The 17451-nt window shown below is 61.3% G+C and carries 23 protein-coding genes; 16 read left to right on the top strand and 7 right to left on the bottom strand.

Annotated elements, in window-relative coordinates; translation table 11 throughout:
- Window positions 1-28: 28 nt before the first annotated feature.
- Window positions 29-388: a response regulator gene (locus tag ACF8E5_RS05165; protein WP_058637307.1), complete on the top strand. Its 360-nt coding sequence runs from the start codon at window positions 29-31 to the stop codon at window positions 386-388.
- A gap of 13 nt (window positions 389-401) precedes the next feature.
- Here the strand turns inward: ACF8E5_RS05165 and cobF are convergent, their stop codons facing one another.
- On the bottom strand, window positions 402-1166 hold the full coding sequence (cobF, locus tag ACF8E5_RS05160; RefSeq protein ID WP_392474978.1) for a precorrin-6A synthase (deacetylating): 765 nt from the start codon (window positions 1164-1166) through the stop codon (window positions 402-404).
- 299 nt (window positions 1167-1465) lie between these two features.
- Here cobF and gloA point away from each other — a divergent pair, with 299 nt between their 5' ends.
- Both gloA and ACF8E5_RS05150 read left to right on the top strand, forming a co-directional pair.
- Window positions 1466-1993, top strand: a complete 528-nt coding sequence (gene gloA / locus ACF8E5_RS05155) for a lactoylglutathione lyase (RefSeq protein WP_196121627.1) — start codon at window positions 1466-1468, stop codon at window positions 1991-1993.
- A gap of 93 nt (window positions 1994-2086) precedes the next feature.
- Complete coding sequence (locus ACF8E5_RS05150; protein ID WP_058637310.1) at window positions 2087-2329, top strand: hypothetical protein; 243 nt, start codon at window positions 2087-2089, stop codon at window positions 2327-2329.
- 59 nt (window positions 2330-2388) lie between these two features.
- Here ACF8E5_RS05150 and ACF8E5_RS05145 read toward each other — a convergent pair whose 3' ends face one another.
- Window positions 2389-3210, bottom strand: a complete 822-nt coding sequence (locus ACF8E5_RS05145) for a shikimate 5-dehydrogenase (RefSeq protein WP_100851292.1) — start codon at window positions 3208-3210, stop codon at window positions 2389-2391.
- A 217-nt stretch (window positions 3211-3427) separates the two neighbouring features.
- Between ACF8E5_RS05145 and ACF8E5_RS05140 the strand changes: the two genes are divergently transcribed.
- From ACF8E5_RS05140 to ACF8E5_RS05130, 3 genes are all read left to right on the top strand, one after another.
- Window positions 3428-3610 (top strand): hypothetical protein, encoded by a 183-nt coding sequence (locus tag ACF8E5_RS05140; RefSeq protein ID WP_078478749.1) that lies wholly within the window; start codon window positions 3428-3430, stop codon window positions 3608-3610.
- Between the two features lie 280 nt (window positions 3611-3890).
- Window positions 3891-4265, top strand: coding sequence for a response regulator (locus ACF8E5_RS05135; protein ID WP_196127601.1), 375 nt, complete (start codon window positions 3891-3893; stop codon window positions 4263-4265).
- Window positions 4266-4498: 233 nt separating this feature from the next.
- On the top strand, window positions 4499-5284 hold the full coding sequence (locus ACF8E5_RS05130; protein ID WP_392474977.1) for a DMT family transporter: 786 nt from the start codon (window positions 4499-4501) through the stop codon (window positions 5282-5284).
- A gap of 72 nt (window positions 5285-5356) precedes the next feature.
- Here ACF8E5_RS05130 and ACF8E5_RS05125 read toward each other — a convergent pair whose 3' ends face one another.
- Window positions 5357-5545, bottom strand: a complete 189-nt coding sequence (locus tag ACF8E5_RS05125; RefSeq protein ID WP_058637315.1) for a hypothetical protein — start codon at window positions 5543-5545, stop codon at window positions 5357-5359.
- 290 nt (window positions 5546-5835) lie between these two features.
- On the opposite strand from ACF8E5_RS05125, the gene pbpG reads away from it, so the two are divergent.
- Window positions 5836-6762: a D-alanyl-D-alanine endopeptidase gene (gene pbpG / locus ACF8E5_RS05120; RefSeq protein ID WP_058637316.1), complete on the top strand. Its 927-nt coding sequence runs from the start codon at window positions 5836-5838 to the stop codon at window positions 6760-6762.
- 24 nt (window positions 6763-6786) lie between these two features.
- Here the strand turns inward: pbpG and ACF8E5_RS05115 are convergent, their stop codons facing one another.
- Entirely contained in the window at window positions 6787-7233 is a 447-nt protein-coding gene (locus ACF8E5_RS05115) for a hypothetical protein (protein ID WP_326384432.1), read from the bottom strand.
- Between the two features lie 165 nt (window positions 7234-7398).
- On the opposite strand from ACF8E5_RS05115, the gene ACF8E5_RS05110 reads away from it, so the two are divergent.
- The 9 genes from ACF8E5_RS05110 (at window position 7399) to ACF8E5_RS05070 (ending at window position 14932) form a co-directional block, all read left to right on the top strand.
- On the top strand, window positions 7399-8733 hold the full coding sequence (locus ACF8E5_RS05110; RefSeq protein ID WP_058637318.1) for a lysine N(6)-hydroxylase/L-ornithine N(5)-oxygenase family protein: 1335 nt from the start codon (window positions 7399-7401) through the stop codon (window positions 8731-8733).
- Between the two features lie 166 nt (window positions 8734-8899).
- Window positions 8900-10093, top strand: coding sequence for a PepSY-associated TM helix domain-containing protein (locus tag ACF8E5_RS05105; protein WP_392474976.1), 1194 nt, complete (start codon window positions 8900-8902; stop codon window positions 10091-10093).
- A complete protein-coding gene (locus ACF8E5_RS05100; RefSeq protein WP_058637319.1) occupies window positions 10090-10629 on the top strand; it encodes a hypothetical protein in 540 nt (179 codons plus the stop codon). Before ACF8E5_RS05105 ends, ACF8E5_RS05100 begins: the two co-directional genes overlap by 4 nt.
- Window positions 10626-10946 carry a hypothetical protein gene (locus ACF8E5_RS05095; protein WP_058603896.1) on the top strand — a complete coding sequence of 107 codons (321 nt, stop codon included), beginning with the start codon at window positions 10626-10628 and terminating at the stop codon, window positions 10944-10946. Before ACF8E5_RS05100 ends, ACF8E5_RS05095 begins: the two co-directional genes overlap by 4 nt.
- Window positions 10943-11512: a DUF6162 family protein gene (locus tag ACF8E5_RS05090; RefSeq protein WP_182139504.1), complete on the top strand. Its 570-nt coding sequence runs from the start codon at window positions 10943-10945 to the stop codon at window positions 11510-11512. Before ACF8E5_RS05095 ends, ACF8E5_RS05090 begins: the two co-directional genes overlap by 4 nt.
- 15 nt (window positions 11513-11527) lie before the next feature.
- Window positions 11528-12430, top strand: a complete 903-nt coding sequence (locus tag ACF8E5_RS05085; RefSeq protein WP_058637321.1) for a metal ABC transporter substrate-binding protein — start codon at window positions 11528-11530, stop codon at window positions 12428-12430.
- Entirely contained in the window at window positions 12427-13173 is a 747-nt protein-coding gene (locus ACF8E5_RS05080; protein ID WP_058637322.1) for a metal ABC transporter ATP-binding protein, read from the top strand. Before ACF8E5_RS05085 ends, ACF8E5_RS05080 begins: the two co-directional genes overlap by 4 nt.
- Window positions 13173-14072 (top strand): metal ABC transporter permease, encoded by a 900-nt coding sequence (locus ACF8E5_RS05075; protein WP_058637323.1) that lies wholly within the window; start codon window positions 13173-13175, stop codon window positions 14070-14072. The genes ACF8E5_RS05080 and ACF8E5_RS05075 overlap by 1 nt, the downstream gene beginning before the upstream one ends.
- Complete coding sequence (locus tag ACF8E5_RS05070) at window positions 14069-14932, top strand: metal ABC transporter solute-binding protein, Zn/Mn family (RefSeq protein ID WP_392474975.1); 864 nt, start codon at window positions 14069-14071, stop codon at window positions 14930-14932. The genes ACF8E5_RS05075 and ACF8E5_RS05070 overlap by 4 nt, the downstream gene beginning before the upstream one ends.
- A gap of 292 nt (window positions 14933-15224) precedes the next feature.
- On the opposite strand, the gene ACF8E5_RS05065 is transcribed toward ACF8E5_RS05070, so the two are convergent.
- The 3 genes from ACF8E5_RS05065 to ACF8E5_RS05055 all read right to left on the bottom strand — a co-directional run bounded on the left by ACF8E5_RS05065 (window position 15225) and on the right by ACF8E5_RS05055 (window position 17345).
- Window positions 15225-16295: a DUF1615 domain-containing protein gene (locus tag ACF8E5_RS05065; RefSeq protein WP_372239217.1), complete on the bottom strand. Its 1071-nt coding sequence runs from the start codon at window positions 16293-16295 to the stop codon at window positions 15225-15227.
- A gap of 112 nt (window positions 16296-16407) precedes the next feature.
- Entirely contained in the window at window positions 16408-17127 is a 720-nt protein-coding gene (locus ACF8E5_RS05060; RefSeq protein WP_058637325.1) for a thioesterase II family protein, read from the bottom strand.
- Window positions 17124-17345 carry an MbtH family protein gene (locus tag ACF8E5_RS05055; protein WP_028686977.1) on the bottom strand — a complete coding sequence of 74 codons (222 nt, stop codon included), beginning with the start codon at window positions 17343-17345 and terminating at the stop codon, window positions 17124-17126. The genes ACF8E5_RS05060 and ACF8E5_RS05055 overlap by 4 nt, the downstream gene beginning before the upstream one ends.
- Between the last annotated feature and the right edge of the window lie 106 nt (window positions 17346-17451).

The raw sequence follows: 17451 nt of genomic DNA, 5'->3' as shown, positions 1-17451 counted from the left end.
AGACATTCATCAAGACAGGATCTGAACCATGTCCCTTCTGGTAGTCGAGGACGACGACATCGTACGCATGCTCATGGTCGAGGTCCTCGAAGATCTGAGCTACGCCGTGATCGAGGCGCATGACGCTGCGACCGCACTGAAAGTACTCGAAAATCCTGACCAAACGCTCGAACTCATGATAACCGATGTTGGCTTGCCGGACATGGATGGCCATGACCTGGCCAAGAGCGCACGCGGGCTGCGCCCTATGCTCCCTGTGCTGTTCGCCAGTGGGTATGGAGAAAACGTCGACGTGCCGGAAGGCATGTATAGAATTGGCAAGCCTTACTCCATCGATCAGTTGCGAGACACGGTGGCCTCCATTCTTGGCCCCCGCTCGGCGCAGTAGCCGGTCAGGTTGGTCAATCCGTAGTCGCGAACACTTCACGACGCAGCAAGTAGATGTCCATTATCCAACCCTTGCGCCGACGTTGACTTGCCCGGGCCTCCAGGATGCGTGCCTTGACCGCTTCCAGGGGCCCGGCGATCAGCATTTCGTCCGCGGTTCCCAGGTAAGCGCCCCAGAAGATCGTGAGCGCTGGATCCGACAGTGCAGCGAAGGCGCAGTGACTATCGAGCATTACCACAACATTATCGATGCGCCCGAGACTCGCCAGCCTCCGCCCCGGCACCACGATCAACGGCTCACCGACACGCGTGAGCGCGATCTGGTGACGGGCGGCCAACAGCTGCATGCTGCTTATTCCGGGTAGCACCTTCAAGGCAAGCGACACCCCCCGTTCACGCACCAGCTCCATCACACGCAGCGTGCTGTCGTACAAGCCAGGTTCACCCCACAGCAAAAATGCGCCGGTCTGCCCTGACTGCAGTTCCGTTTGCAGCGCGGCGGCATAGGCTGTCGCCCTCTGTTGGTGCCAGACTTCAATGGATGTTGCATACCCTGAAGGCTGTCTGGCGCGTGGCGGGTCGGTGATCTGCACGATGCGATAGCTGTGGTCTGGCAGGTAGCGTTGCAGAATCGCCTTGCGCAACCCCAGAAGGTCTTGCACCTCGGGGCCTTTGTCCATGACGAAAAACACGTCCACACCGCGCAGTGCATCGACCGCCTCATAGGTCAGGTGGCGAGGATCCCCAGCGCCGATGCCGATCAGCAGTACCTGTTTCATCTACCCTCCTCGTACGCTTTCGTCCAGTTGCCAAAAAGCAACCGGCGATGAACTTGATCGCGGCAGCACCATGATGAAACCTCAACAATGGCTTCACACTTTTTTCACAGCGCCGCAGGCACCATGAACACAGCTAACGGACTAGCGACCCCATCACGCGCCCGCACACGCGGGCCTCTAATTCCAGCGCCCTGCCTTGAGCAGGGCGCTTTCATTTGCGCAATCGTTTCACTGCCGTATCATTAGCAGCCTGTCCGTTTCGCCGGGTCCTGGCACCCGGCCCCGTCTCAGGAGTTTCCATGAGCTTGCACGATCTGCAAACCGTTCCGGGTGTCACCGCACAGCCTGACGTTGCCACTGCCCAATTCGTCTTCAACCACACCATGCTGCGGGTCAAGGACATTCAGAAGTCGCTGGATTTCTATACGCGCGTGTTGGGTTTCCGCCTGGTGGACAAGCGTGATTTCCCAGAGGCTGCTTTCAGCCTGTACTTCCTGGCCCTGGTCGACCCCGCCCAGATTCCAGAGGACGACCATGCTCGCCATCAGTGGATGAAGTCGATTCCGGGCGTGCTTGAGCTTACGCACAACCATGGCACCGAACAGGATGCCGACTTCGCCTACCACGATGGCAATACCGATCCACGCGGCTTCGGCCACATCTGTGTATCGGTGCCGGACGTGCGTGAAGCTTGTGCACGTTTCGAAAACCTGGGCGTGCCGTTCCAGAAACGCCTGCAAGACGGGCGCATGAACCACTTGGCCTTCATCAAGGACCCAGATGGTTACTGGGTCGAGGTCATCCAGCCTGGCGAGCTCAAAGCTTAAGGCTCACAGGCTACGCTCGTCGGGCGTCCGCCTGCATGCCCTTTGCTGTGGTATATGAAGTAAAGGCTTCATTGCCACAGCGAGGTACCGATCATGCAATCGCTCCAGTGTGAATACCGCAAGCACCTCATCACCGCCAGCGTGATGCCTCACCCTGACTCGCCCTTACCTTTTGCGGCAGGCTGCCTGATCACGGCGCCCGACGGCCATGTCAGCCGGCGGCTATCGATGCCCATGAAGTTCTTCAGCGACTTGGACAATGCTCAGCATGTGTCGCTGGCGTACGGTCGTGCGCTGGTTGACGAGCAATTGGATAAGGCCAGGCAAGCGTTCTAATCGCTGCAGCGACCAGCTCAACGTGCTGGTCGCCGAATAGTGCAGGATCTGCCCTTGGCTCAACCTTGGCGCGCGTAGGCCACGGCAGCCTGTACCTGCTCAGGGGTTGGTCTGATGCCGGTGTACAGGACAAATTGCTCCAACGCCTGCAATGCGATGACTTCAAGCCCGGTGATCACTTGCTTGCCAAGCTTCTCTGCATGCTCGATCAGAGGTGTTTGCACTGGCATGGCCACGACATCGAACACGCGCTCGGACGCAGCAATTGCCATCTCGCTGAACGCGAGCTGCTGCGCCTCTGGCCCACCGGCCATGCCCACCGGGGTGACGTTGATCAGCATCGGCGGGCAAAGGTCGTCAAGCTCAGGCAGCCAGCGGTAGCCGCACACATCGGCCAGCTCCCGCCCGGCCTGCTCGTTACGGGCGACAATGATGCCTTCGCCAAACCCTGCGTCCCGCAACGCGCTGGCCACCGCCTTGGCCATGCCACCGCTGCCACGCAAGGCGAACGCCGTAGTCGGGTCGACCTTGTGCTGCGTCAGCAACTGCCGGACTGCCAGGTAGTCCGTGTTATAGGCTTTGAGGTGGCCCTCGGTATTGACCAGGGTGTTGACTGAATCGATTGCCGCAGCCGACGGGTCGATTTCATCGACCAATGCCATGCACGCTTCCTTGTACGGCATCGAGACACCACAACCACGAATCCCAAGCGCCCGGATGCCTGCAACAGCTGCCGGCAAGTCATCGGTGCGCATGGCCTTGTAATAGAAATCCAGGCCAAGCTGCTCGTAGAGGTGATTGTGGAAGCGGACACCAAAGGTGCCTGGGCGGCCTGCCAGGGAAATGCACAGCACGGTATCCCTGCTGGGGGTAAGGGGCATACGCGATCCTTTTGCGGTGTACAGACGGCGAATGAGCCTAGCAGAGCCGTTGGCCCAAGCCTACCGGTTCGACACTGCGCGTCACGCTGTGCTCATCGGCCGTTGCACAACGTTGCCTGCACGTTAGGCAAAACTGATAAGCACTATTGAGCACATTGATTTCAGTCCCACCCGCGGCATCGGTACAGTAACCCCATGTTTTAGCGGAGGACAGCAGATGGCCACTATCGAGATCATGTCCGTTATCGGCTCGGCAGTACCGGCCAATTTGCGCGATCAGGGCCTGCTGGCTTGTTGGTACCTGGTCAGCAACGGCGAGCCGGTCAGCGGACCGATGCCGAGCCTGGCCAGTGCCCGCGCCCTGATTGAAAAGTTGCAACCCGGCACCCTCCTCGCCTGACACGAACATTTAGTGCTGCTCCCTGTTGCCCGCCACTGTGCGGGCTTTTTTTTGCCTCATGACCATGCACAGGCTGCCGGCTCTTGAGCCAGGCACTTGAGATGCCCACTGCTGCGTATTGGAAAACTCGTCCGAGCAGCGGGGATAGTCGATAACAGGGGTTGTACAAAGGGCGGCAATCTCACCAATAGTTGTACAAACCGCACCGCTCATCCCCTCAAGGCAACAGGTCGGGCTCTGTGTCCTCGGAAAAGGCATAGACGGAATATGGTCAGCGGTGATGATTGGAAAACGGATTTTGGTCGTCGAAGACGAACCCGCTTTGCGAGAGTTCCTGTCTTTGATCATTGAAGAAACAGGCGCTCGGGTAATGGCGGTGGAAACCGCAACAGAAGGTATTCGGCAACTCGACAAGCAACCCTGGGCAGCGGTCGTGACCGATGTTCGTACGCCGGGCCCGTTCGATGGCTGGGACCTTGCCTGGATGGCTTACGAGCAGTGTCCATCCCTGCCCGTGATCGTGACGAGTGGTGGCTACAGCAAGATCGATATGCCGCTGCCTCCCACCGCAGCGTTCATTGGCAAGCCTTGGTCGATTGACGACATGATCTGCTTATTGATGCGCTGTACTACATCGGATTCGGGCACCCGCTGATCGCCTGCGAGGGGGAATTGGGTGGCGAATAGAACAATTGCCATTGCCTGTGTGCTGAATTATCTTTGCGCTCTTTGGGTACCGCTGACGAAAATTGCTCGGCATGGCATTCGGTATAAATGCCTGCCCAAGGATTCGTCATGTCGAAAAATACCCTGTGGTCGATTTCGCTTCTGGCTGTCACGGCGGTGTGGGGCTGGAGCTTCGTGGCCTAACACGACACGCTGACCATCATGGCTGCCTCCACCTTGAATGCGTGGATGTTCAGCCTGGCAGCAGCGGCCTTGTTTCCCTTCTCGATTCGCTCGTTTCGACTGATGAACCTAGGCACGCTGTTGAATGCGGGCTTGGCCGGGGTCGTGTTGTTCATGGCTTTTTCGCTGCAGACCTCCGGGACCGCGCTGACTACGCCCTCCAATGCCGGCTTCATCACGGGCCTGTGCACTGTTTTTACACCGGTGCTGCTTTACCTCATGGGCAAGGGTCGCCCGAGCCTCAAGCAAGGGATCGGAACCGGGATCGCGGTGTTCGGACTTGGCCTGCTGAGCCTGGACGGGTTCACCCTGCACTACGGTGACTTGCTGGTGCTGGGGTGTGCCGTGTGCTTCGCCTTGCATATCGTGATGGTATCGACGTTCACCACGCCAGCGCTGGCCATGGCATCGGCTTCGATTCAACTGGGCGTCGTCGGCGTGCTTTCGTTGATATGGAGTGTGGCGAACAACGCGTTCTCCGTGCCCACCACGCTGCCTGTCACCGCCACCCTCCTGGCATTGGCGCTGCTGGCAACAGCCTTGGCTTACGCGATCCAGAACCGCGCACAGGCAGTGTTGGCTCCAGAAAAGGTGGCGTTGATATTGATATGCGAGCCAATTTTCGGTGGCCTGTTCGGCTACTTCCTGGCCGGTGATCGCTTACCTGCCGAGCGCCTGGCCGGCGCAGGCTTGATCCTGGTCGGGCTGGCCGTGACAGAGCTTCGACTCACAGGCATTGCCTGGCTTGCCTGGCGCAGGTCCTAAGGCTTTTGCGATACGCAAATAACAGCGGGCCTGTGGGTGCTGGGCCCGCTGCGAGGCATCATCTGATTCCCATCACTCAGGCTTGGGCGCATCTTCATCTTCATAGGTGAGGTCTACGACGAGCTTCACTGCATCCTCGTCATCTTCGAGCAATTGCACATCCCCCTGCTGATCCTCGACCTCGTAGAGCTCATCGAGATCGTCACGCTGATACCACTCCGGGATGTCGTCTCCGCGATACGTCCTCAACTTCACAACCATGCCTGGATCCTCCGTGTTCAAAGGTGACAGGGCTGGGTCCCATTGAGTTCACCTCAAATCAGTAAAACAGCCCAAGCGGCTCTAGGCGGTGGGCGACCAAGGGCCGTAGGGGCTGGACAGAGTCGGGGCAGCCAAATGGCTGTAGCCCTTCCCGCAGGATTAAATTCTCTTCACCTTGCGCCCATTGGTGATAAGGCAATCGACACGGCTTGAGCCATACTCCAGAATGCGCCGGCTTGGGGAAAACCCTCGCAATGCCAACGACATAGCCCCCTTTAGTGAGCCTCAACGTGAAAACGATCCTGTCTACCCTCAGCCTTTTGTTGTTGCTCACAGGTACCGTGACCCCCATCAGCGCCGCTGTCGCTGCACAGCCCACCGCCCAGCTGCAACGTGACCCTGCCAAGCTGCACCTGGCCTCCGGCAGCGCCCTGTTGATCGACCTCAACAGCAACAAGGAGCTGTACGCCAGTCACCCAGACCGCGTGCTGCCCATCGCGTCGGTGACCAAACTGATGACGGCCATGGTCGTGCTCGACGCCAAGCTGCCCATGGACGAAATGCTGACCATGACCATCGCCAACAACCCGGACATGAAAGGCGTCTACTCCAGGGTTCGGCTCGGCAGCCAGCTGAATAGACGCGAGACGCTGCTGATCACCCTGATGTCCTCGGAAAACCGCGCCGCGACCACCCTGGCCAACCACTACCCTGGCGGTTACCCGGCGTTCATCAAGGCAATGAACGCCAAGGCACGCAGCCTGGGCATGAGCCATACCCGCTACATCGAACCCACCGGTCTGTCGACTCAGAACGTCTCCACTGCACGCGACCTGACCAAGCTATTGATGGCGTCGCGCAAGTACCCCCTGTTGAGTACGCTGTCGACAACCCGTGAGAAAACGGTAGCGTTCAGCAAGCCCAACTACACACTCGGGTTTCGCAACACCGACCACCTGGTGAACAAGAGCAACTGGGACATCAAGCTGACCAAGACCGGTTTCACCAACGAGGCTGGGCACTGCCTGGTGCTGTTGACCCGCATGGACAACCGGCCGGTCGCCATGGTCATTCTCGATGCATTCGGCAAGTACACCCACTTCGCCGACGCCAGCCGTATGCGCCAGTGGCTGGAAACGGGCGCGACCAAGCCGGCCCCGGCGGTGGCCATGCAGTACAAGGCCGATCGGCACAAGGCGCGATTGGCCGCTGACTGATTCCCAGGGTTTGGTCAGTGCCCGCTAGGCACGGGTGCTGACCAGGCCACCGGCACTGCCACCACCGCTTTGCTGCAACAGTTCCAGCAATTGTGCCGAGGCCGCGATGATCTGGCTGCTGAGCGTGGCAATGCTGCTCTGCTTGGTGCTGATGGCAGCCATCTTCGCGGACTCTTCCATGTCGCTGTTCATCAGCGCTGAAAGTTGTTTCTGCTCTTCTGCCAGCTGTTTCTGCAACGCCTTGATCAACTCGCGCAACTGCTTGACCGCCTCTGGCTCGTCGCTGTCCTCGCCCTGGGCCGCTTGTGCCTGGCCTGTGGCCGTGGTTTTGAGGCTGTCACCGGCGATGCTCAACGGGCCGGGCGCCTCGCCCGCCTGCACGCGCCGTTCGCGCTCGTCGGCAGCGTCAACGCGCAGCGTCTGGGCTGAGACGCCGTTGATCAACAGATTGCTGGAGGTGATTGCGACCATGATGATTCCCTGCTCCAAAACCGGTCCGTGCCCCTTTTATCGGCTACAACGGCCTGGTCTTGAGCCCTGCTAAATTCCCTCTCGGTTGGCTCGTTCCAGAAGATGTACCAGCGCGGTAGCCGGATCACCGGTGAGCGTCCACATCGACCTTATGGAATCGCGGCCATGACCCAAGCCTCACAGCAGGAAACCATCAAAGATCTGATCGGCGTAGGCTTCGGCCCGTCCAACTTGGCGCTGGCAATCGCCCTGGAAGAGCTGGCCGAAAGCCAAGGGCGTGCCCTGGACGCGCTATTTATCGAAAAGCAGCGAGACTATCGCTGGCACGGTGAAACCCTGGCCACCCAAAGCGAGTTGCAGATCTCCTTCCTCAAGGACCTGGTATCCCTGCGCAACCCCACCAGCCCCTACAGCTTCGTCAACTACCTGCACCAGAAGCAGCGCCTGGCCGACTTCATCAACCTGGGCACCTTCTACCCGTGCCGACTGGAATACAACGACTACCTGCGCTGGGCTGCCGAACACTTCGCGACCCAGGCGGTATACGGTGAAGAAGTGCTGCGCATCGAACCTGAACTCACCCAGGGCCGTGTCGAGCACCTGCGCCTGGTGTCCCGTGATGCCGAAGGTCGGGAATATAGCCGCAGGGCCCGTTCGGTCGTAGTGGGTAGCGGCGGTACACCGAAGATTCCGGAAACGTTCGCGGCCTTCAAGAACGACCCGCGGGTGTTCCACCATTCCCGCTACCTCAGCAGCCTCAGCCAGCTGCCCTGCAACGCCGGCAAACCGATGCGCATCGCGGTCATCGGCTCAGGCCAGAGCGCAGCCGAGGCGTTCATCGACCTCAACGACAGCTACCCGTCGGTAAAGGTGGACATGATCCTGCGCGCCTCGGCACTCAAGCCGGCCGACGACAGCCCGTTCGTCAACGAGATCTTCGCACCCGACTACACCGACCTGGTCTATAACGAACCGGCCGATCAACGCAGCAAGTTGCTCGATGAATACCACAACACCAATTACTCGGTGGTCGACCTGAACCTGATCGAGCGCATCTACGCCATCCTCTATCGGCAGAAAGTGGCCCATCAGTTCCGCCACAATGTGCTGTGCCGGCGCCAGGTAGACGCCGTGGTGGGCAACGCAGAGGGCATCGAGCTGACGCTCAGCGACCTGGCCACCGGCCAACAACAGACCCACCGCTACGATGCCGTCATCCTGGCTACCGGCTACGAGCGCCGTTCGCACCGGGACTTGCTGGCCCCGCTGGCTGGCTACCTCGAGGATTTCAACGTTGATCGCAACTACCGCGTACTGACCAGCCCCGACCTCAAGGCGTCGGTGTACCTGCAAGGCTTCTGCGAGAACAGCCATGGCCTGAGCGACACCCTGTTGTCAGTTCTGCCCTCGCGGGCCGCCGAGATTGGCCGTGCGCTTTATCAAGACCTGCCCTCGTTGCGCACCCTGCCCCTGCCAGAAGCGGTCCTGTCCCGCGCCTGACAGACGCTTTGCCACCGGCCCCCAGCTTCAGGCGCAGGGGCCGGCTCCCCAGCCTGAAACATTTCCTTGCATTTAAATCGACGGAATTTCGATTCTCATTCGTCCTTATCAATACAGCTCTCCAGGGTTGGGCTTAAGCTCGGCCCCTTATTGTGAAGATCGTCTGATGGCCAAAACTTCAAAGAAATCCAAGTCCAGGCTCTGGTTCCTGGTCCACAGCTGGCTCGCGCTGCCGATCTGGTTCTTTGTTCTCATCGTCTGTTTCACCGGCATGCTCGCGGTGGTCAGCCAGGAGATCGTCTGGCTGGCCGACCCTGCGGTGCGCGCCAACAAGCCCGATGCCGACGTGGACCGCCTGAGTTTCCAGCAAGTGCTCGATGCGCTGCACAAGGCTGAGCCCGACATGATCGTGGACATGCTTCGCCAGCCCGACGGCTCTCACTTCGCGGTCGTTGCCAACGTTACCCTGCCCGACGGCACCAGCCCTACGCTGTATGTAAACCCCTACACCGGAGCGATCCAGGGCAAGACGCCCGACTTCGACTTCGAAGCCTTCACCCGTGCCTTGCATGGATGGTGGCTGGTGCCGTTCACCAACGGTTACAGCTGGGGCTGGTACCTTGTTTCCCTGTTGGGCCTGCCCATGCTGGCATCCCTGGTCACGGGGCTTGTGGTGTACAAGAAATTCTGGAGAGGGTTCTTCAAGCCGGTGCGCACCGGTCACGGCTCGCGGATTTTCTGGGGGGACGTGCACCGCCTGGCCGGCGTCTGGTCCATCTGGTTCATTGCCGTCATTTCCATTACCGGTACCTGGTTCTTGATCCAAGCCATTCTGGGCGATAACCACGTCACGATTTCCACACGGCCCATCGTGCCGGTGATTGCACGCGAAGACGTGCCGCAGACCACTGACGGCACCCCCGCACCACGCATCGACCTGGACGAAGCCGTGCGCATTGCCGGGCACGCGGTGCCAGGCCTTGAGGTCAGCTTCGTGATATTGCCCGCCACGGCCTACAGCCACATCAGCCTTTCGGGGCCGGGTTGGTACCCGCTGATGTTCCAGAATGCCTCGGTCAACCCCTACACGCGCCAGGTCGACAGCCAGTTCCGCATCAGCGACCGCACGCCCCTGGAGTTCGTCACCGAATCCATGCGTCCGCTGCACACCGGTGACTTCGGCGGGTTGCCGATCAAGCTGGTGTGGTTCTTCTTCGGCCTGGTGTTGACCTTGATGGTGTTCAGCGGCCTGCTCGTCTGGACCAAGCGCACCGCCCAGGCCACCGCCGCCGCCCTCAAGCGCAGCGAGCGTGCGCCCCGCGTCGCGCAGCGCGAGCCTACCCTGGAGACCCAACCATGAGCCAGGCACACACCCTCGCGCAACGGCCATTGAAACAGTTCTGGTTGAAGTGGCGCTTTCACCTGAACATTCTGCTGATCCTGATCCCGCTGGGTTTCATGCCCCAGTACTTTGCCGATGCCAAGCTGTTTCGCGGCGAAGCCGGGCTCGGCGCGAACGTCATACGCGATATCAAGGTAGGGCCCTACAGCCTGGACCTGGCTGAAATGCGTGACGAAGCGCCCCAGGCCGATGGCCCGGCCGGCTATTTCAAGGTGTTCAATGCCGCCCTCTGCAAAGGCTGCGCCCAAGAGGTGAAAGCCACCTACCTGCGCATCGGCAAGCCGCGCAGCCTGCGCGCCGCCGGCACCATTTTCTTCGGGGCGCCCTACCACATGGGTACCTCCCTTCCGATTGCGCCGCGTACTCGGCCAGATGCCCAGGTGTGGATCACCCTCGAAGGCTGGGACGGCAGCATGCATCAAGCCTCGGTGCCCTTGGCCCAGGCATCGCCAGCCACCGTGGCCTGGCTCAAGAAACAAGGAGGCAACAAATGAAACACCTCATGCGTAGGCTCATGCTCTCTTCACTGCTGTTAACCGCCACGGCTGCCATGGCCCACAACCCCATGTGCGAGTGTGAGGAAGTGCCGGGCAGTCAGATCAAATGCACCGGCGGCTTTTCGGACGGGAGCGGTGCACCCGGGGTCACCCTGGATGTGATCGGCTACGACGAGCAGGTGCTGGTCGGCGGTAAGCTCGGGGATGACTCCACCCTCACCTTCAAGCGCCCGGATGGCGAATTCTACGTGTTGTTCGACGCAGGCCCAGGCCATGTGGTCGAAGTCGACTACGCGGACATTTCGCAACCATGAGCCGGGTCCAGGTGATTCGCCCGGCCGGCGCCGGGCATGAAACGCTATATGTGCTTTTGGTCAGTGCATTGATCGTGGCCCTGGCAGCCAGCGTCGTACTGGTGCGCGGGGAGCGTGTCGACGATCAGCCGATCGCCAGCCATCAGATCGATGCTCGCCGGGACCTGACTCCAGCTGAGCAAGGCCTCTACACCGACCTGCGGGTGGCTTTCGACGAAATTCAGTACCTGCGCGATGAACAGGGCGCCGTGCCCGAGGTGCAGGCGCTGGCGGCCGAGGGGCTGCCGCCTTTCGTCATTGATGCCGGTAGCCAGAGCCGTGGCGATCACCAATGGTCGTTGCTGGCGGACGGCGCCTACCTGGGCCGCAGCCAGGCGCCGGAAATCGCCGGCCACCTGCTGATGATCCAGCCCTCCGAAGGTGGCGCCGAGGCCCAGGTCTGGCTCTACCGAGGCAACCCCAGCCCATCGGTCGATGACCTTGCCCCGGCAAGCCTGATCGCCGCAGGCTGGCGCCAGGTCGTCAGCCACTACGACGCCGGTGTCACCCGCGACCACCGTCACTGACTTAAGGAACGCCCCATGCTTCGCTCCGCCCTCGCCCTGCTCCTGGCCTGTGCCCTGCCCGCCTTTGCCCTGGCCGACCCCGGCAAGCCGCTGCGTATCGGCATCACCCTGCACCCTTACTACAGCTATGTGAGCAATATCGTTGGCGACAAGGCCGAGGTAGTGCCGTTGATCCCGGCTGGTTTCAACCCCCATGCCTACGAGCCTCGCGCCGAGGACATCAAGCGCATCGGGACGCTCGATGTGGTCGTGCTCAACGGCGTCGGTCATGACGACTTTGCCGACCGCATGATCGCGGCCAGCGAAAAACCGAACATCGCCACCATCGAATCGAACCAGAACGTGCCTCTGCTCGCGGCAACCGGCATTGCCGCACGCGGCGCTGGCAAGGTCGTCAATCCGCATACCTTCCTGTCCATCAGTACCACCATTGCACAGGTCAACAACATTGCCCGAGAACTGGGCAAGCTGGACCCGGAAAACGCGAAGCTCTACACGCAAAATGCGCGGGCTTATGCCAAGCGTCTGCGCGCCCTGCGTGCCGAGGCCCTGGCCAAGGTGAGTCAAGCACCTGGCGCCACCTTCCGTGTGGCCACGATCCACGCTGCCTACGATTATCTCGTGCGTGATTTTGGCCTTGAAGTGACCGCCGTGGTGGAGCCTGCCCACGGTATCGAGCCCAGCCCCGCTCAGTTGAAGAAAACCATCGACCAACTCAAAGCGCTGGATGTGCGGGTCATTTTTTCGGAGATGGACTTCCCCTCTGCCTATGTGGAAACGATCCAGCGCGAATCCGGCGTGCGCTTGTACCCGTTGACGCATATTTCCTATGGCGAATACACCAAGGACAAGTATGAAATCGAAATGAAGCGCAACCTCGACACGGTGGTGCGCGCCATCGAGGAGAACCGCGCATGACCGCCGCCACCCAGGTGCTGCCGGTTTGTGGGCCGCGCATCGAGTTCGAGGCGATCAATCTCGAACTGGGCCGTACGCGCATTCTCGAGCAGGTCAGTTTCAGCGTCGCGGCCGGCTCGGTGCATGCCATCGTCGGGCCCAATGGGGGCGGCAAGAGCTCGCTGATCAAGACACTGCTGGGGCAGATGCCGCATCAGGGTCGATTGGCCATGCATTGGCCCAGCGAGCGGGAGGTGATCGGCTACGTGCCGCAGGCGCTGGAGTTCGACCGCGGCCTGCCCATGACCGTAGACGACTTCATGGCCGCCATGTGCCAGCGCCAGCCCGCCTTTCTAGGGCTGTCCAAGCGGGTCCAGCCGGCCATCGAGGCAGCCCTGACCCACGTCGGCATGCTCGACAAGCGCAAGCGGCGCATGGGCGCGCTGTCAGGCGGTGAGCGTCAGCGGGTGCTGCTGGCGCAAGGGCTGATTCCCGAGCCGCAACTGCTGGTGCTGGACGAACCCATGTCGGCGCTGGACGAAGCGGGTATTCGCGTGTTCGAGCACCTGCTGGCCAGCTGGCGCCGATCCGGCACCACTGTCTTGTGGATCGAACATGATCTTGAAGCCGTGCTGCGCCTGGCTGACCGGGTCACCGGCCTGAGTCGCCGCGTGCTGTTCGATGCTGCGCCTGCCCAGGCGCTCACCCCTGAGCGTCTGCTCGGCCTGTTCTCCGTCCATCCGCGCAGCGAGAGCCTTGCCTGATGAGTTTCGAATCCTTCCGTGAATTGGTTCAACAATGGGCCGTTCAAGGCTACTTGCCCGAGGCGCTGGCCTACGGCTTCGTGGTCAATGCTTTGCTGGCCGGGTTGATGATCGGGCCGGTGCTCGGTGGCCTTGGAACGCTGGTGGTGGTCAAGCGCTTTGCCTTCTTCTCCGAAGCAGTCGGCCACGCGGCGCTGACCGGCGTGGCCATCGGCATTCTGTTGGGCGAACCCTACACCGGCCCTTACGGCAGCCTGTTCGGCTATTGCCTGTTGTTCGGTATCTTGCTGAATTTCCTGCGTAACCGCACCGGCCTGTCACCTGACACGCTGATTGGGGTCTTCCTGTCGGTGTCCCTGGCGCTGGGGGCCAGCCTGCTGCTGATGCTGGCAGGCAAGATCAACGTGCACATTCTGGAAAACGTGCTGTTCGGTTCGGTGTTGACCGTCAGCGGTCAGGACTTGGTCGTGCTGGGAATCGTCGCTGTGCTGGTGCTGGCCTTGGCGCTGCCGCTTTACAACCGCATCATGCTGGCCAGCTTCAATCCGCAATTGGCTGCTGTACGCGGGGTGGCCGTCAAGACCCTGGACTACTTGTTCGTGGTGCTGGTGACCCTGGTCACGGTGGCTGCGGTCAAGGTGATTGGCGCCATCTTGGTGGGTGCGTTGCTGGTCATCCCCGCCGCTGCCGCGCGCCTGGTCAGCCAGTCATTGAAAGGCTTTTTCTTCATCTCGGTGTTTATCGCTACCCTGAGTACCCTGTTCGGCATTCTGCTGCCGATCGTCTTCGACCTGCCTGTACCGTCCGGCGCCGCGATCATACTGGTCGCCGGTCTCTGCTTCGCCCTGGCCGCCCTGGCCCGTGCGCTCGTCCCACGCCTGCAAGGAAACCCGGCATGAACCTCAAACGCCTGTGTCTGGCCCTCGCCCTTACCAGCCTGCCGTCCCTGGCCTCGGCCACCCAAGTGCTGACCACGCTGCCGGTCACCCACAGCCTGGCCAACACATTGCTCGAAGGCACTTCGGTTGAGCTCAAACGCGCTGCGCCGGCGAATTTGCCTGCCAGCCGCCAGCCGTCGTATTTCAGTGGCCGTGGCGAAGCCAGCCTGCACAAGGCGGCCCAGCAGGCTGACGCGGTGATCGGCGTACGCTCGATCTGGCGAGATGATCCGCTTTACCCGGTGGCGCGCCGCAGCAATATTCGCATTGTCGAAATCGACGCCGCTCGCCCGGTCGATGGCGCTTTGCCAGGCATCGCCGTGACGGGGGCTGATGCCTACGCCGGCTACCCATGGCTCAGCCCCACCAATCTGGGACGCATGGCCGATGTGGTGGCTAATGATCTGGAGCGGCTGTCGCCCGCGGACAAGGCACGCATTCAGACCAACCTTGCCGGCTTTAAGCAGCAAGTATTGGCACTGGCCGCCGATAGCCAGACGCGCCTGGCCAAGGTGGAAAACCTGACCACCGTCAGCCTGTCGGAGCGACTGGGTTATCTGGCCAGCGGATTGAACCTGGACCTGGTAGATCAGCCGCTGCCCACCGAGTGGGATGCGGCTGCGCTCAAAGCCTTGGCCGATAACCTCAAAAACCAGGATGTGGCCCTGGTCTTGGATCATCGGCAACCAGAGGCTGCGGTGGCGCAGGTAATCAAAGACAGCGGCGCGAAACTGGTTGTCGTGCAGAGCGATAACGAGGACACACTGGCTGGGCTGAAGAGCAGCGTTGATCAGATTGTCGAGGCATTGGGTCAAGGCTGAAGGGGTCTGCGGACAGGCGAAGGTGACTTGGATTTGGGCTTGACCGCTATGCGGGATTCTACGAGCACTTCACAAGTCCAAGCTGTAACGCAGTACCCACGTGGGAGCGGCCTTGTGCCGCGATGGGCTGCGCAGCAGTCCCAGGACTTCAGCTTCGCACCTTATATAGCTGGGGCCGCTATGCGGCCCATCGCGGTACAAGACCGCTCCTACACGGCGCTACAGCTTGCACTTGTCAAGTGATCGCTATTTAGCTATCGAGCGCGCACCGCAGTGAGCCACCCACACCCAATCACCGACGCATACACCGCTCATAACGCCCATCCACCCGCTCGGCAAACCAGGCAGTGGTCAGCTTGCGGGTGATCTTGGGGCTTTTCAGCTCGATGCCCGGCAGCACGGCCCGCGGCAATGCACGGCCGGCCTTGGCATCGGCCAGGGCAAACACCTCCCGGTATAGCCGGGTATCTTCAAAATCCAGTTCAGTTCCCTGCTCCAGCTGACTGCGAATCTGCGGGTTACGCAGGCCCAGCTGACGACCCAGCTGACGTGCTGCCCTTTCGGTGGTGCCGGGCATGATCGACCCAGGCGCAATCAGGTCACCGTCCAGCGCCAGGTCTGTCCCGGTAACCTGGCTGAGCGCCGCCTGAAACGCCGCATTCCGGCTGGCGTACCAACCGGCGTTGAAGTCGGCGAACCGATAGAGCTGACGCTCGTAGTTGGCGGGATAGCCCAACAAATGCGCAATCCCGAAATACAGGCCACCACGGCGCGTGAACACTTCCTGTCGCACGCTGCCCTCGCGCGTGTAGGGATAGGCTTGCGCATGTTTCTCGGCAAAGTCGATGCTCACCTGCATCGGGCCGCCGGTATGTACCGGGTTGAGCCCCCCCAGCAAGGTACGGCCCAAAGGCACCCGCGCGATCACTTCATCGTACAGTTCGCTCAGCTGCTTCTCGGTGCGCACTGCCTGCAAGCGCTGTGCATAGGTCTTGCCATTGCCTGACGGGGTTTGCAGCGCGCCGTCGACCAGCATCCTGGGCACATGCACACGGGCAGCCCGCCGATTGATTTCCTCCCGGGCGATACGGCCCAGCTGGGGCACCTGGGGGTCGGCGTTGAAGGTGGACTCCTGCTCGGTCACAGCCAGTACCGCGCACAGGTTGCGCCTGGAGGGCTCGATACCCTGTGCCTGGAACGCCTTCTGGATATCAGCGGCCCAGCCAGCGCGATCACCGGCATTGGCGGGCAATAGCCGCATCAGTTCGGCGCGCACCTGCGCAGGGTCAGCTTGGGGTACGGACGCTCGGTGACCCGTACACCCTTGCAACATGGTCAAGGCCAGAACGCCTGCGACCAGCATGCGCCCTTTCAGAGGGATGCTCCTGCCAACGTGCGCACAGAGGGATCGATCAGCATGGTCTGTCCTGAGGGTTGAAATGCCCTAGCCTCGCCGACCCTGGGCAAGACGTCAATCAACCCGTCAGCCGCAGCGGTTCCAGGGCGCTGGTCAATGCCGCCAGCACGCCTGGCTCATGGTCATGGATGAAGAAGTGACCGCCAGGAAACATCTGCAGCGAAAAGGAGCCCTGTGTTTCGTGCTGCCAGGCCTGTAGCTGCTCGTGGCTGGCCCGATCCTCTTCGCCACCCAGTACGAGCAACGGGCAGCCAAGCGCGGGCCGCTGACGATACGCATAGGTCCCGCACAGCAGGAAGTCGGCCCGCAGTATCGGCAGTGTCAGGCTCATCAATTCGTCATTGGCAAGCACTTGTTCTGGCGTGCCTTGCAGCTCACGCAATTCATCGATCAGCTCGGTGTCGGACTTCGGCTCGCGCCAGCGCTGGCCGTCGTAGTCTTCCCGGCGAGTAGGCGCGGCAGTGCCGCAGGCGAACAGCGCCAGCGGTGGCGGGCAACCAAGCGCCTGCAGCTCATGGGCCAGTTCAAAGGCCAGCAGTGCGCCCAGGCTATGGCCGAGCAAGGCATAGGGCGTACTGGTCGCCAACCGCTGCTCCTGGGCCAGCTGCCGGGCCAGTCCCTGCATGTCGGTGTGCAGCGCCTCGGCCATGCGTGCGCCGCGCCCAGGCAATTCCACTGGACGAACCTGCAACCACGCCGGCAGCGCGCGGCGCCACCGGCTGTACACCATCGCACTGGCCCCCGAATACGGCAGGCACAGAAGATTGATCACCGTCACTGGGCGCCAGCTTCAGCCATTTTCTGACGCAGGCTGAGTGGGCGCATGTCGGTCCACACCTCATCGATGTAGGCCAGGCAGTCCTTTTTCAGCCCTGCCTTGCCCACCGCCCGCCAGCCCTCGGGAATCGCCTTGTACTCCGGCCAGATCGAATACTGTTCTTCGTGATTGACCACGACCTGGAACTGGATGTCTTCACGGTCGAAAACTGAAGTCATGTTGCCTGCCTCCTTGAGTGGGATTACCCCTGCGCACGCGGTGCAGGGGAACTTTCAAGTAGACGTGCAGGGCGTGGAAAAAATTAGGCGACTGGGTGAGGCCGGT

This window comes from Pseudomonas sp. WSY_20 (genome assembly GCF_043104335.1).
GTDB lineage: Bacteria > Pseudomonadota > Gammaproteobacteria > Pseudomonadales > Pseudomonadaceae > Aquipseudomonas > Aquipseudomonas parafulva_B.
The sequence above is the reverse complement of the archived record's forward strand: the minus strand, read 5'-3'. Positions and strand labels throughout refer to the sequence as shown.